This is a genomic window from Dactylosporangium vinaceum (genome assembly GCF_019904175.1).
Classification (GTDB): domain Bacteria; phylum Actinomycetota; class Actinomycetes; order Mycobacteriales; family Micromonosporaceae; genus Dactylosporangium; species Dactylosporangium vinaceum.
Genome location: NZ_CP061913.1, coordinates 9,817,147 through 9,830,257 on the forward strand (window position 1 = coordinate 9,817,147; position 13,111 = coordinate 9,830,257).

The window sequence follows — 13,111 nt, forward strand, 5'->3', positions numbered from 1 at the left end:
CCGGGGGCCACGACGCGTCTTGCGGCAGTTCAGGCCAGGATGGTCTGGGCCGACCAGGCGTGGCGGCGCGGGCGGTCCAGGTCGGTGCGGGCCTCGGCGAGACGGCGGACCGCCTCGATCAGGTCGGTCTCCGGGAGCGTGAACGGCAGCCGCATGAACCGCTCCATGGTGCCGTCGGCGCCGAAGCGCGGGCCGGGGGCGACCCGCACGCCCAGCTCCTCGGCCGAGCGGGCCAGGGCGCTGGAGACGGGCGCGTCGAGCTCGGCCCAGATGACCATGCCGCCGCGGGGCAGGACGAAGCGCCACTCCGGCAGCTCGGCCCGCAGCGCCGCGGCCAGGGTGTCCCGCTGGACGAGCAGCTGCTTGCGGCGGGCAGAGACGATCGTGTCGCGGCGCTGCAGGAGGCGGGTGGCCACGAGCTGGTCGAGGACCGGCGACGCCATGTCGACGCCGACCCGGGCCGCGGCCAGGCGGGCGATGAGCGGGCCCGGGCCGCGCACCCAGCCGATGCGCAGGCCGCCCCAGAACGCCTTGCTCATCCCGCCGATCGTGAGCACCCGGCCCGTGCGGTCGAACCCGGCGACCGCCGGCGGCATGGCCCCGTCCGCGGTCAGGTCCTCGTCGAGGGCCAGGTCCACGAACGACTCGTCGATGATCAGGTCAGTGCCCGCGGCGTGGGCGGCCGGCGGCAGCTTCTCGCGCAGCGCGGCCGGCATCAGGTGGCCTGTCGGGTTGTGGAACTCCGGGATCAGGTACGCGACCCGGGCCTGCGCCGCCCGGACCGTGGACAGCAGCAGGTCGGCGTCCCACCCGTCGGGGCCGATCGCGTAGGAGCTGAGCCGGGCCCGGCCGGAGATGAAGGCCGACAGTGCGTTCGGGTATGTCGGGGTCTCGACCAGGGCCCGCTGGCCCGGCGCGACGAGGAGGCGCAGCAGCAGGTCCAGGGCCTGCTGGACGCCGCCGGTGATCATGACCTGGTCCGGGGACGTGGGCAGGCCGCGCTCGGTGTAGCGCCCGGCGATGGCCTCGCGCAGGACCAGCAGGCCCATCGGCTGGTAGCCGGGGCCCGCGGTGTACGGCTCCAGGTCGGTCACCGCCTCGGCGGCCGCGGCCGTCAGCTCCGGCGGGGCCGGCATCGCGGCGCACCCGAGGTCGATCAGGCCGGCCTCGTCGCTCGGCGTCCACAGGCCCGTCGTGCCGACGCGGTGCCCGGCCGGGAGCTCGGTCCAGCTGCCGGCGCCGCGGCGGCTGGAAACGTGGCCGCTCTCGCGCAGCTCGCGGTAGGCCGCGGTCACGGTGGTGCGGCTGATCCCCAGCGCCGCGGCCAGCTCACGCTCGGCCGGGAGCCGGACGCCGAGGGCCAGCCGGCCGTCGATCAGCAGGCCGCGGACGGCGTTGGCGAGGATGACGTACTCGGGGCGCTTGCCGGCGGGGCCACGGACGCCGACGGCGACCTGCCAGGCGTTGAGCATGCGGGCCAGCTGGGCGCCGCGGACGATCGCAGACAAGGCCACTCCCCCTAGATTGGCTTAATTGGCCTCACCTTTGCACCTCTGCGCAGGCCAGGCAAGTCCAATTTCACCGCCGGGAGTAGGACGCCGGCCACGATCGCCGCGCCGCCGACCAGGTCGTACCAGTGGATCTCCTCGTGCAGGAACAGCGCGGCCGACAGGATGGCGAAGACCGGGGCCAGTGCGGCGAAGGGGGCCACGGTGCCGGCGCCGTACTTCGCGATCAGGCGGCCCCAGATGCCGAAGCCGAGCAGCGTGCTGAGGTAGGCGATGTACGCGATGGCGCCGATGCCGGACAGGTCCAGGCCCCGCAGGGTGCCCCACACGTAGGACGGGCCGTCGACAGTCAGCGTGAGCAGGATCAGGGGCGGAGTGGCGACCGCGCTCACCCAGACCATGAAGTTGAGCATGTTCTCGGCCGACGCCCTGCGCATCGCGATGTTGGCCAGCCCCCAGGCCGCGCCGGCCGCCACGACCAGCAGGAACGCGCTCAGCGGCCGGTCCAGGCCCAGCTGCGTGGCGATCAGCGCGATGCCGGCTGCGGCCAGGACGACACCGGCGATCCGGCGCGGGCCCGGCCGGTCCTTCAGCAGGACCGTGGCGAACATCAGGGTGAAGACGACCTGGCTCTGCAGTACCAATGCGGAGAGTCCGGACGGCAGACCGGCGGCCATCCCGGCGAACAGCAGCGAGAACTTCACCACGCCCAGGGCTATGCCGGTGGCGACGATCCAGCGCCAGGGCGCCTGCGGCCGGCCGACCAGGAACACCGCGGGCAGCGCGGCCACCCCGAACCGCAGCGCGCAGAACAGCAGCGGCGACATGCTGTCGAGGCCCACGTGGATGACCACGAAGTTGACGCCCCAGACGACGGTGACGAGCAGGGCCAGCGCGAGGTCGCGAGGTTTCATGCTGTTGATGATTGGCCCGCATACCGTGAAGCACCATCGAAAAGTACTGCATCGTGGTTTTAGTATTGCTTCATGCTTGATCTGGCCCGCCTCCAGGCGCTCCGCGCCGTCCAGACGTTCGGCACCGTGACGGCCGCGGCCGGCGCGCTGCACATCACGCCGTCCGCGGTGTCCCAGCACATCGCCAAGCTGGAGCGGGAGACCCGGGCGACGCTCGTCGAGAAGGACGGCCGGCGGCTGCGGCTGACCGAGGCCGGGCGGGTCCTCGCCGAGCACGCCGGGCTGGTCCTGGCCGCCGTCGAGGAGGCCGAGGCCGCCCTGGCCGCGCACCAGGAGACCGTGTCCGGGCGGCTCAACATCTCGTCGTTCCCGACCGCCTGCCGCGGCCTGCTCCCCCACGCGCTGCGGCGGCTCGCGGCCGACCACCCGGCGCTGGAGCCGAGGCTTCTGGAGACCGACCGGGAGTCGAGCTTCGCCGGCATCCTGCGCGGGATCGTCGACGTCGCGCTCATCGACGAGTGGCTGGAGATCCCGGTGACGTACCCGCCCGGGATCGCCAGCGTCGAGCTCGGCCTCGACGTCGGCGACCTGATCGTGCCGGTCGGGCACCCCCTCGCGCACGGGCCCGGCCCGGTCACGCTCGACGAGGTCCGCGACGAGCGCTGGATCGGCTCCACCCCCGGCACCGTCTGCCACGAGTGGCTGCTGCGGATGCTGCCCGGGCTGCGCCCGGCGATCCTGGTCAACGAGTTCGAGACGCAGCTGACGTTCGTGGCCGAGGGGCTCGGGGTGGCGTTCATCCCGCGGCTGGCCCGCACCGCGCTGCCGGTCGGCGTGGTGGCCCGGCCCGTCGCGCCCGAGGCGGCCCGGCGGGTAAGCGTCGCGTGGCGCGCGGCCGCGTCGACCCGGCCCGCGATCGGGGCCACGGTGGAGGCGCTGCGGGAGTCGTGGCAGATGCGGCACACTCCGGCCGCCCTCCCCGAATGGGGCTCCGACCTGGACGTTGTTCACGTTGTGTAGCCGTGTGATCGTTCATTCACGACATTCACTTCTGCGGGCCTTCCGGGCGCCCCTTACATTCATCCCATGGCGCTCTTCCGATCCCGTACCGCGACCGGCGCCGGCATTTTGGCGACGGTGCTCCTGGTTGTCATCTTCGGCAACCAGATCTTCACTGAGTGGGTCGACCGGCACAGTGACGGCTCGACCGTTTGGGGCTTCTTCCTGCGCATGCTCGCCTGGCCGCGCTGGTGGATCAGCCCGCGGGACGGCACCGGCGACGCCGCCCGCGACCTGCTCGCGAGCGACCTGCGGGCGCTGCTCGTCATCCTGTTCGTGGCCCTCGTGCTGTCCGTGGCGGCCCGCACCGTGGCGGGCGGCGGCGGCGCGTTCGTCGTCGGCTGGGCCGCCCTGATCTTCGGCGCCGCGCTGGCCGCCTTCACCACCGCCTTCATCGTCTCGGACCCCACGATGCTCGGCGCCCTCAACGCCGCCGCCGGCGCCTCCGGCTACGGCCTATTCGTCGGCTGGATCGTCGGCATCGCCGTCGCCGCCGGCCGGAAAGCGGACTGACCCACCCCACCCGCCGCAGCGTTGCACTTCCCGGCAGCGCTGCGGCTCTCCCCCGCCGCTCTCCGCGATGACGGAGATCGGCGCCCCGTCGAACGCTGACCGGCGTGTCACCCGGGCCGGCCGACGTTCGTGGCCAGAGCACTAACGGACCGGGTGTCCCGCCGAGCGTAGGGCGCCCTTCACGTCGCCGATGCTGAGCTCGCCGAAGTGGAACACGCTCGCGGCCAGCACGGCGTCGGCGCCGGACTCGACGGCCGGCGCGAAGTCGGCGATCTTGCCGGCCCCGCCGCTGGCGATCACCGGGATGTCGGCGACCGCCCGGACCGCGCGGATCAGCTCCAGGTCGAAGCCGTCCTTGGTGCCGTCGGCGTCCATGGAGTTGAGCAGGATCTCGCCCGCGCCCAGCTCGGCCACCCGGGCCGCCCAGTCCACCGCGTCCAGCCCGGCGCCGCGGCGGCCGCCGTGAGTGGTGACCTCGAAGCCGCTCGGCTGCTGCGGCGATCGGCGCACGTCGAGGGACAGGGTCAGCACCTGGTTGCCGAAGCGCTGCGCGATCTCGGCGATCAGCTCCGGGCGGGCGATCGCGGCGGTGTTGACGCCGACCTTGTCCGCGCCCGCGCGCAGCAGTGTGTCGACGTCGCCGACGCTGCGGACGCCGCCGCCGACGGTCAAAGGAATGAATACCGTTTCGGCTGTACGGCGGACAACGTCCAGCATCGTCGCCCGCCCCTCGGACGACGCCGTCACGTCCAGGAAGACGAGCTCGTCGGCGCCCGCGGCGTCGTAGGCCGCACCGAGCGCAACGGGATCCCCGGCGTCGCGCAGGTTCAGGAAGTTGACGCCCTTGACGACCCGCCCGGCGTCGACATCAAGGCACGGGATGACCCTGACAGCGACAGTCATACGGTTTCCTGGAGCGCGGCCAGGGCCTCGGTGACGGTGAACGCGCCCGCGTACAGCGCCTTGCCCACGATCACGCCCTCCACACCGGCCGGGGCGAGGGCCGCGAGCTGGCGCAGGTCGTCGAGCTTGGAGACGCCGCCGCTGGCGATCACCGGCTTCTTGGTGCGGCCGGTCACCTCCAGCAGCAGAGTCAGGTTGGGGCCGGTCAGGGTACCGTCGCGCATCACATCGGTGACCACGTAGCGCGCGCAGCCGGCCTTCTCCAGCCGGTCCAGCACCTCGAACAGGTCGCCGCCCTCCTTGGTCCAGCCCCGCGCCGCGAGCTGGTGCCCGCGCACGTCGAGACCGACCGCGACCTGCTCGCCGTAGGTGGCGCAGACGTGGTCGCACCAGTCGGGGTTCTCGAGGGCCGCGGTGCCGAGGTTGACCCGGGTCGCGCCGGTGGACAGGGCCGCCTTGAGCGAGGCCTCGTCGCGGATGCCGCCGGAGAGTTCGACCTGCACGTCGAGGCGGCGCACCACGTCGGCGAGCAGCTCGGCGTTGGAGCCGCGGCCGAAGGCGGCGTCCAGGTCGACCAGGTGGATCCACTCGGCGCCCTGCCGCTGCCAGGCGAGGGCCGCCTCGAGCGGGTCGCCGTACGCGGTTTCGCTGCCGGCGGCGCCCTGCACCAGACGGACGGCCTGGCCGTCGGCGACGTCGACGGCGGGCAGGAGCTGCAGAGCCATGGGTTCAGGTCCTCCGGTCAATGACAAGCACGGTGAGCGCCGGTGTGGCGACGATGACGAGCACGCTGATGCCGATCCGGGCCGGCAGGGAGTCGATGGACGTCCACACCAGCGTCAGGACCGCCAGCACCAGGATGGCGATGATGACCCGCTGCTTTGCGGTCCGCCGGGGGAAAATCTTACCGGTCCGCCCGACGCGGACCCTGGGCACCAGCCGCCGCACCGCCGCGCGCCGCGCCCGCTTGCGCTCATGCCGGCGCATGCGCTCGGCCCGCTCCGCCTCCAGCAGAGCCCGCCGCTTCGCCCGCTCCTTGCTCACCCGGAGCTCAAAGTGTCCCGAGCCAGCTGCGCAGCAGGGTCGCGCCCGCGTCGCCGGACTTCTCCGGGTGGAACTGGGTCGCGCGCAGCACGTCGGTCTCGAACGCGGCGACGAACTGCTCTCCGTGCACCGTCGTCGCGACCCGGCCCGACGTGGTGGTCGCGGCGTAGGAGTGCACGAAGTAGAACCGGGTGTCCTGCGGCAGGCCGGCCCCGAGGACCGACCCCTCCGGCCAGGCCACCGTGTTCCAGCCCATGTGCGGCACGACAGGCGCGTGCAGCCGGGTCACCGCGCCGGGCGCGAGACCCAGCCCCTTGGTGACCACACCGTGCTCCTCGCCCTCGTCGAACATGATCTGCATGCCGACGCAGATCCCGAGCACCGGCGCCCCCACCCGGACCCGCTCGGCGATCACCGGCCCGGCGCCGAGCTCGTCGACGCCGGCCATGCAGGCCGCGTAGGCCCCGACGCCCGGCACCACGAGCCCGTCCGCCCGCGCCGCCTTCTCCAGGTCAGCGGTGACCTCGACGTCGGCGCCGACCCGGGCCACGGCCCGCTCGGCCGAGCGCAGGTTGCCGGAGCCGTAGTCGAGAATGACCACCTTCTTCGCCATGTCAGCTCCTCAGTTCTGCAGCCACAGCACGCCGCCGACCGCGGCGAGCGCCGCCAGCACGAACGTGACGATCGCCGGTACCTTGGACTTCGTCTGCTGCCGCAGCGTGAGCGCACCGCCGAGCAGCAGCCCGGCCAGCCCGAAAAGCACAATGCTCACAGCGCGCCTTTGGTACTGGGAACGACCCCGGCATTGCGCGGATCGAGCGCGCACGCCTGGCGAAGTGCCCGCGCGACGGCCTTGAACTGCGCCTCGACGATGTGGTGGGCATCGGGCTGGGCGCCGTGGCGACCGGCGCGCAGGATGCTCACGTGCAGCGTCACCTTCGCCGAGTGCCCGAACGACTCCCAGATGTGGCGGGTCAGGCTCGTCGGGTAGTTGCCGCCGATGTGCGGGGCGATGTTCGCCGGCTCCTCGTGCACCACATACGGCCGCCCTGACAGGTCGACGACAGCCGAGGCGAGCACCTCGTCCAGCGGCACCTGCGCGTGCCCGTACCGCGTCACCCCGGCCTTGTCCCCCAGCGCCTCGGCGAACGCGGCGCCGAGCGCCAGGGCGGTGTCCTCGACGGTGTGGTGCGCGTCGATCTCCAGGTCGCCCACCGTCTGCACCCGCAGGTCGAACCCGCCGTGCTTCGCGATCTGGTTGAGCATGTGGTCGTAGAAGCCCACGCCTGTCGAGATCTCGCCGACGCCGGTCCCGTCCAGGTCCAGCTCGACCAGGACCTTCGTCTCCTTCGTGACCCGCTCGATCCGGGCAGTACGGCTCACAGTGCCATCTCCACTTCGTTCCGATGGCCCTGTGGCCAAAGCTGTACCTCCCGGTGAGCGGCCTCAACGCTCCGCGCCGAACCGCTCACAGCGCCATCTCCACTTCGTTCCGATGGCCCTGTGGCCAAAGCTGTACCTCCCGGCGAGCGGCCTCGACGCTCCGCGCCGAACCGCTCACAGCAACTCCTCCAGAGCGTTCAGAAAGGCGCTGGTCTCCTCCGGCGTGCCGGCGGTGACGCGCAGCCAGCCCGGCAGGCCGACGTCGCGGATGAGCACGCCCCGGTCCAGCAGTGCGTGCCAGACGCCCTTGCTGTCGCCGCGCGGGGCGCCGAACAGCACGAAGTTGGCGTCGCTGTCGGCGACCGGGAGGCCCCAACCGCGCAGCGTGTCGACGATCCGGTCGCGCTGGCCCTTGATCGCGTCGACGGTCGAGAGCAGCGCGTCGGTGTGCGCGAGCGCGGCCCGGGCGACGGCCTGCGTCATGGCGCTGAGGTGGTACGGCAGCCGCACGAGCTGCACCGCGTCGACCACGGCGGCGTCGGCGGCCAGGTAGCCGACCCGGCCCCCGGCCAACGCGAACGCCTTGCTCATCGTGCGGGTCACCACGAGCCGCGGGTAACGCTCAATGAGCGTCGGGGCGAAGACGGTACCCGAGCGGGCGAACTCCGCATATGCCTCGTCCACGATGACCATGCCGCGGGCCGTCTCCACCGCCGCCGCCACGACCTCGAGCGGCAGCGCGGTGCCCGTCGGGTTGTTGGGCGAGCAGAGGAACACCAGGTCCGGGTCGTACTCGCGGATCTTCGCCACCACGTGCTCGGCGCTCAGCGTGTAGTCACCGGCGCGCAGCCCGTCGACCCAGGCCGTGCCGGTGCCGGCGGCCAGGAGCGGGTGCATGGAGTACGACGGCGTGAACCCCAGCGCGGTGCGCCCGGGCCCGGCGAACGTCTGCAGCAGCTGCTGCTGGATCTCGTTCGACCCGTTGGCCGCCCAGACGTTGCGGTAGGTCAGGCCGTGCCCGACGTACGCGGCCAGGTCGGTGCGCAGCGCGACGGCATCGCGGTCCGGATACCGGTTCAGGTCCCGCAGCACCGAGCCGAGCGCCTTCTCCATCTCGGCGACGGCGGCTTCGGGCACCGGATACGAGTTTTCGTTGGTGTTGAGGCGCACTGCCACGTCGAGCTGGGGCGCACCGTACGGCGTCATCCCCCGCAGCTCGTCCCGCAGCGGCAGGTCGTCGAGCGAGGTCATGCGTCGAACCGGACCTTCACCGCGGCACCGTGCGCCGGGAGGTCCTCGGCCGTGGAGAGTGCCACCACGTGCGCCGCCACCTCCTGCAGCGCGTCGTGCGAGTACTCGATCAGCTGGACGCCCCGCAGGAACGTCTGCGTCGACAGGCCGGACTGGTGCCGGGCACAGCCGCCGGTCGGCAGGACGTGGTTCGAGCCGGCGCAGTAGTCCCCGAGCGACACCGGCGACCAGGCCCCCACGAATATCGCCCCGGCGTTGCGGACCCGCTCGGCCACGGCCCGCGGATCGCGGGTCTGGATCTCGAGGTGCTCGGCGCCGTAGGCGTCGACGACCCGCAGCCCCTGCTCGACGTCGTCGACGAGGACTGTCGCCGACTGCGGCCCCGACAGCGCCTCGGTCACCCGCTCGACGTGCTTGGTCGCGGCGACCTGCCTCGCGACCTCGGCATCGACCGCGGCGGCCAGCTCGGTCGAGGTCGTGACCAGGACGCTCGCCGCGAGCGGGTCGTGCTCGGCCTGGCTGATCAGGTCGGCCGCGACGTGGCGCGGGTCGGCGCTCTCGTCGGCCAGGATCGCGATCTCGGTCGGGCCGGCCTCGGCGTCGATGCCGACCGTGCCGCGCAGCATGCGCTTGGCCGCGGTGACCCAGATGTTGCCGGGCCCGGTGATCATGTCGACCGGCTCGCAGCCGGGCTCCTCGTCGGTGAACCCGTAGCCGAGCATCGCGATCGCCTGCGAGCCGCCGACCGCGTACACCTCGTCGACGCCCAGCAGCGCACAGGCGGCCAGGATGTTGGCGTTCGGCAGGCCGGTGTCCTTCTGCGGCGGGCTCGTCACGGCGATCGAGGCGACGCCGGCGGCCTGGGCCGGGACGACGTTCATGACCACGCTCGACGGGTACACGGCCAGGCCGCCCGGCACGTAGAGCCCGACCCGGCCGACCGGCAGCCAGCGCTGCGTGACGGTGCCCCCCTCGGCGAGGACCGTCGTCGTATCGGTGCGGCGCTGGTCCTCGTGCACCTTGCGGGCCCGGGCGATCGACTCCAGCAGGGCGGCGCGCACGGCGGGCTCGAGCTCGGCCTCGGCCCGCTCGATCTCCTCCTTCGGCACCCGCAGCTGCTTCACGTCGACCTTGTCGAAGCGCAGCGACGCCTCCCGGATCGCCGCGGCGCCATGCTCTCGGACCGCTTCGACGGTCGGGCGCACCTGCTCGGTGGCGACGGATACGTCAATGGCGGCCCGGGGCAGCAGACGGCGCGGGTCCTCGGTGGAGCCGCGCAGGTCGATCCGATTCAACACCCTTGGGAGTCTATTCGGCGCCGCCAGCGGTTATGCGTCACCGTCCCGCCCAGCGGGCTGTCGGGATCCGGCCCAACGCCAGTTCAGTTCGCCGGGCGCGGCCGGCGGTCCGGGCAGCGTTCTCGTGGCCGCTCCGGCCGTGTCCGTGGCGCGGAGGCCGTCGAGGTTGAGTGCGAGGTACCGCCGCCGCAGTTGTCGGGTGCGCTCCGGGTCCGGCAGCCTGATGGCCGAGCACCCCTCCAGGACGAGGGCGATGTCGGTGGTTCCGGCGTCCGGCCTCATCTGCTTCGTATCGTGGGCGCGGGTGACCAGTTCGTGCACCAGTGTGCCCGACCTCACGGCATCGGCGATCATCTCCGGCGTCGAGGTGAACGTCCCGGCGAGGTGCACGGTGAGCGAGTGCACGTCGGCGTCGACGACGTTGTGCAGGAAGCTCTCCAGCGCGGCCCAGCCGTCCTCGATCGCACCGGCCCGCTCCGCCTCGGCGATGAACGTCCGCAGGCCGTCGTGGCAGAGCGTGCGCAGCAGCCCTTCCTTGTTCCGGTACCGCCGGTACAGCGCACTGATCCCGACCCCGGCCCGCTCGGCCACGGCGGCGATGGGCGCCTTGGGGTCCTCAATGAACACGTCCCGCGCCGCTGCGAGAATGACCCCGTCGTTCCGCTCGGCCTCGCGCTCGCGTCCCATGCGGCCCAGCTTAACACCCAATGGGAACGGACTATTCCGGTCCGCAATACACGTGACGGACGTGTCGTAGGCCGCGACCAGCGCCTCGGCTACGCTTCGGCTCGTGGAGCTGCTGCCACTCTTCCCGCTGGGCACCGTGCTGTTTCCGGGCTTGGTCCTGCCGCTGCACGTCTTCGAGCCGCGGTACCGGACGCTTATCCAGCACCTCACCGAGCTCCCGGCCAACCTCCCCCGCGAGTTCGGCGTCATCGCCATCCGCCGCGGCTGGGAGGTGGGCCGCCAGTCCGAGGCCGCCGACGCCACCATCACAGCCGGCGAGTCCCTCTCGCTGTACGAGATCGGCTGCGCCGCCGAGATCCGCCAGATCACCGAGCTCCCCGACGGCCGCTTCGACCTGATGACCCTGGGCCGCCGCCGCTTCCGCCTGGTGGGCGTCGCCCGCAACGACGCCCCATACTTGACAGGCGAGGTCGAGTGGCTCCCCGAGCCGAAGGGCGACCCCGACCGCGAGGGCGAGCTGGCCGCCGGCGTCCTGTCGGCCTACCAGGACTACCTCCGCGCCGTCCGCGCGGACGAGGACGGCGAACAGCTCCCGGACGATCCCACGGTCCTGTCCCACCTCGTCGCCGCCACGGCATCACTGACGCTCGAGGATCGGCAGTCGCTGCTGGCCGAGCCCGATACGCAGAGCCGCCTCAAGTCTGAACGCGCGCTGCTGCGGCGGGAGACCGCTCTGCTTGGTCAGATTCGGGCCGTTCCTGTGTCCTTGGGGGATCTGGCCGTTCCGTCGAGTCCTAATTAGCCTTTTTTCGGCGTCTACTGGCGCCGCGATGTCATGTTCGTTTGTGGTTTTTTATTGTGTAGCGTGGGCGCGACCGTTGTTTGGTTGCCGTTCATCGGCCGAGGTCCGAGGATTTGGCGGCGGGTCCGTTGTGGTCATCATTCGGTGGTAGCGATTCGTGGCCTTCGGTGATAAAAAGAATGATTTTGGTTTGGGTTTGGCTGCGGTCTGCCTAAGGGCTGGGCATCGGAATGCTGCGGGAGAAGGCTTTGGAGTGGCAGCGTCGCCGGGGGCATCCGAAGCGGCGGCGGGCTCCGGGGCGCAGGTGACGGTGGCGGAAGTAGTGGCGGTGGCAGCGTCGGATTGGCACTCTGGCTGATCCTGCTGCTCAACGGGCACCGAGACCGGCGTCGGGTCACTCGGCTGGGCCTCCGCAGTTACTACCGCCGCCTGAGCACGCTCAGCTTGAATCCGGCGCATTTTCTCGGCATGCCGCTGCACAAGCCCCCAGTCCCGATGACGCTTGTGCTCCCGCCGAAACTCCTCATTGATCGCACTATAACGCCGAGACTTCGTCCGATCCCGCATAGGGGCCAATTCCGCCCTGCTGAACAAGCCGATCTGCCCCATAATCAAATTATCCCAACCCCACCCCCCAATACACAGCCCCACCAATCCCCATATTTTCAAACAACGTACCCCGGAACCACCGAATGACGACCACGACGAACCCGCCGCCAAATCCTCGAACCCCAGCCAATGAACGGCAACCAAACAACGGTCGCGCCCACGCTTACTCAGTAGTTCCCATCGGCCGAGCCCACAACTGCGGTGCCCCTCCAACCGGGCGACAGCCCAGCAGACCCACGACGTCAGGAACGCGGCAGGTCAGACGGCGGCGAAGGCGGCGCGGTGGGATCGGTGGAAGCCGCGTGAGTGTTCGAGCCCGGCGGCGTGTGAGGTGTATCGGTCGGATGAGCGGGTGCAGGTGCTCCCGAGGGTGGCGGGTACGCCGCCGCCTGATCAGCGCCCGAGGGGAAGCCGGCCGGCGGGTATTCGGCCGGGTGCTGAGCCCCCGGCGGCGGGTACGAGTAGCCGGGCTGAGGCGCGTACGTGGCAACGCCTGGCGCAGGCGGCGCCGGGGTCAGGTACTCCGGCGGGATGTTGTCGTAGCGGAGCGTCGGCGAGACGTGGAAGCCGGCCAGCCCCGTGTAGACGGCCGCCGCCGCGATTCCCTGGATCAGCATCGTGCCGCGGACCCACGGGATGAAGCCGAGCCACAGGCTGGCCTCGCCGGTGCGGAGCTTGACCGGCCGGAACATGTGCGTGTTCTCGGGGGCGTGCTCGGCCAGGTCCATGTAGTGCGACCAGCCGATCTTGTTGCCCAGCCAGGCCGCGAGGACTGACGCGCCGGTGGAGCCCAGGACCAGGGCCAGCAGCATCACGGGGCCCCGGTAGCGGCGCAGCAGGAACCAGGCGGCCACGGCCACGATGGCGCCCATCGCGATCGCCATGAGGATGAACCAGCCGTCGTCGGCCCAGTAGCCCTCGGGCTCGGGGTCGATCGGGTAGGGGCCGTACTGCGTCTGGACCAGCTCGACGTGCGGAGCCAGCTTCGACCACAGCCAGCCGAACGGCGCGCCCAGGCCGGCGACGACCACGGCGGCCAGGAGGGCGAAGAGCACCTCGCGAAGGATCGAGTCGCGGGCCGGCGGGGCGGGGGCCTCGGGCGGCTCGACTGGCGAAATCGGGGCGATGCTCACGATCCCA

General features: G+C 71.6%; 15 protein-coding genes. 3 read left to right on the forward strand and 12 right to left on the reverse strand.

The window, feature by feature from the left end; all coding sequences use genetic code 11:
- Positions 1-29 precede the first annotated feature (29 nt).
- The gene (gene yczR, locus Dvina_RS44005) at positions 30-1,508 is read right to left on the reverse strand and encodes a MocR-like transcription factor YczR (protein WP_223096885.1); all 1,479 of its coding nucleotides are present in this window, start codon (positions 1,506-1,508) and stop codon (positions 30-32) included.
- Positions 1,509-1,519: 11 nt separating this feature from the next.
- Positions 1,520-2,422: an EamA family transporter gene (locus Dvina_RS44010; protein ID WP_223096894.1), complete on the reverse strand. Its 903-nt coding sequence runs from the start codon at positions 2,420-2,422 to the stop codon at positions 1,520-1,522.
- A 72-nt stretch (positions 2,423-2,494) separates the two neighbouring features.
- Between Dvina_RS44010 and Dvina_RS44015 the strand changes: the two genes are divergently transcribed.
- Positions 2,495-3,442 carry a LysR family transcriptional regulator gene (locus Dvina_RS44015; RefSeq protein ID WP_223096896.1) on the forward strand — a complete coding sequence of 316 codons (948 nt, stop codon included), beginning with the start codon at positions 2,495-2,497 and terminating at the stop codon, positions 3,440-3,442.
- Positions 3,443-3,508: 66 nt separating this feature from the next.
- Complete coding sequence (locus Dvina_RS44020; protein WP_223096898.1) at positions 3,509-3,994, forward strand: hypothetical protein; 486 nt, start codon at positions 3,509-3,511, stop codon at positions 3,992-3,994.
- A gap of 141 nt (positions 3,995-4,135) precedes the next feature.
- Here Dvina_RS44020 and hisF read toward each other — a convergent pair whose 3' ends face one another.
- The 9 genes from hisF to Dvina_RS44065 all read right to left on the reverse strand — a co-directional run bounded on the left by hisF (position 4,136) and on the right by Dvina_RS44065 (position 10,560).
- Positions 4,136-4,897, reverse strand: a complete 762-nt coding sequence (gene hisF / locus Dvina_RS44025; RefSeq protein ID WP_223096910.1) for an imidazole glycerol phosphate synthase subunit HisF — start codon at positions 4,895-4,897, stop codon at positions 4,136-4,138.
- Entirely contained in the window at positions 4,894-5,622 is a 729-nt protein-coding gene (gene priA / locus Dvina_RS44030; RefSeq protein ID WP_223096912.1) for a bifunctional 1-(5-phosphoribosyl)-5-((5-phosphoribosylamino)methylideneamino)imidazole-4-carboxamide isomerase/phosphoribosylanthranilate isomerase PriA, read from the reverse strand. The genes hisF and priA overlap by 4 nt, the downstream gene beginning before the upstream one ends.
- Positions 5,623-5,626: 4 nt before the next feature.
- Complete coding sequence (locus tag Dvina_RS44035; RefSeq protein WP_223096913.1) at positions 5,627-5,941, reverse strand: hypothetical protein; 315 nt, start codon at positions 5,939-5,941, stop codon at positions 5,627-5,629.
- A 7-nt stretch (positions 5,942-5,948) separates the two neighbouring features.
- Positions 5,949-6,554: an imidazole glycerol phosphate synthase subunit HisH gene (gene hisH / locus Dvina_RS44040; RefSeq protein WP_223096915.1), complete on the reverse strand. Its 606-nt coding sequence runs from the start codon at positions 6,552-6,554 to the stop codon at positions 5,949-5,951.
- A gap of 9 nt (positions 6,555-6,563) precedes the next feature.
- Positions 6,564-6,713, reverse strand: coding sequence for a hypothetical protein (locus Dvina_RS44045; protein ID WP_223096917.1), 150 nt, complete (start codon positions 6,711-6,713; stop codon positions 6,564-6,566).
- A complete protein-coding gene (gene hisB, locus Dvina_RS44050; RefSeq protein ID WP_223096919.1) occupies positions 6,710-7,324 on the reverse strand; it encodes an imidazoleglycerol-phosphate dehydratase HisB in 615 nt (204 codons plus the stop codon). The genes Dvina_RS44045 and hisB overlap by 4 nt, the downstream gene beginning before the upstream one ends.
- 174 nt (positions 7,325-7,498) lie before the next feature.
- Positions 7,499-8,575, reverse strand: a complete 1,077-nt coding sequence (locus Dvina_RS44055) for a histidinol-phosphate transaminase (protein ID WP_223096921.1) — start codon at positions 8,573-8,575, stop codon at positions 7,499-7,501.
- A complete protein-coding gene (gene hisD, locus Dvina_RS44060) occupies positions 8,572-9,873 on the reverse strand; it encodes a histidinol dehydrogenase (protein ID WP_223096923.1) in 1,302 nt (433 codons plus the stop codon). Before hisD ends, Dvina_RS44055 begins: the two co-directional genes overlap by 4 nt.
- A 30-nt stretch (positions 9,874-9,903) precedes the next feature.
- Complete coding sequence (locus tag Dvina_RS44065; protein WP_223096925.1) at positions 9,904-10,560, reverse strand: TetR/AcrR family transcriptional regulator; 657 nt, start codon at positions 10,558-10,560, stop codon at positions 9,904-9,906.
- Positions 10,561-10,663: 103 nt separating this feature from the next.
- Between Dvina_RS44065 and Dvina_RS44070 the strand changes: the two genes are divergently transcribed.
- Positions 10,664-11,362 carry an LON peptidase substrate-binding domain-containing protein gene (locus Dvina_RS44070; protein WP_246655719.1) on the forward strand — a complete coding sequence of 233 codons (699 nt, stop codon included), beginning with the start codon at positions 10,664-10,666 and terminating at the stop codon, positions 11,360-11,362.
- Between the two features lie 851 nt (positions 11,363-12,213).
- Here Dvina_RS44070 and Dvina_RS44075 read toward each other — a convergent pair.
- A complete protein-coding gene (locus Dvina_RS44075) occupies positions 12,214-13,104 on the reverse strand; it encodes a DUF2567 domain-containing protein (protein WP_223096927.1) in 891 nt (296 codons plus the stop codon).
- Positions 13,105-13,111: the final 7 nt, after the last annotated feature.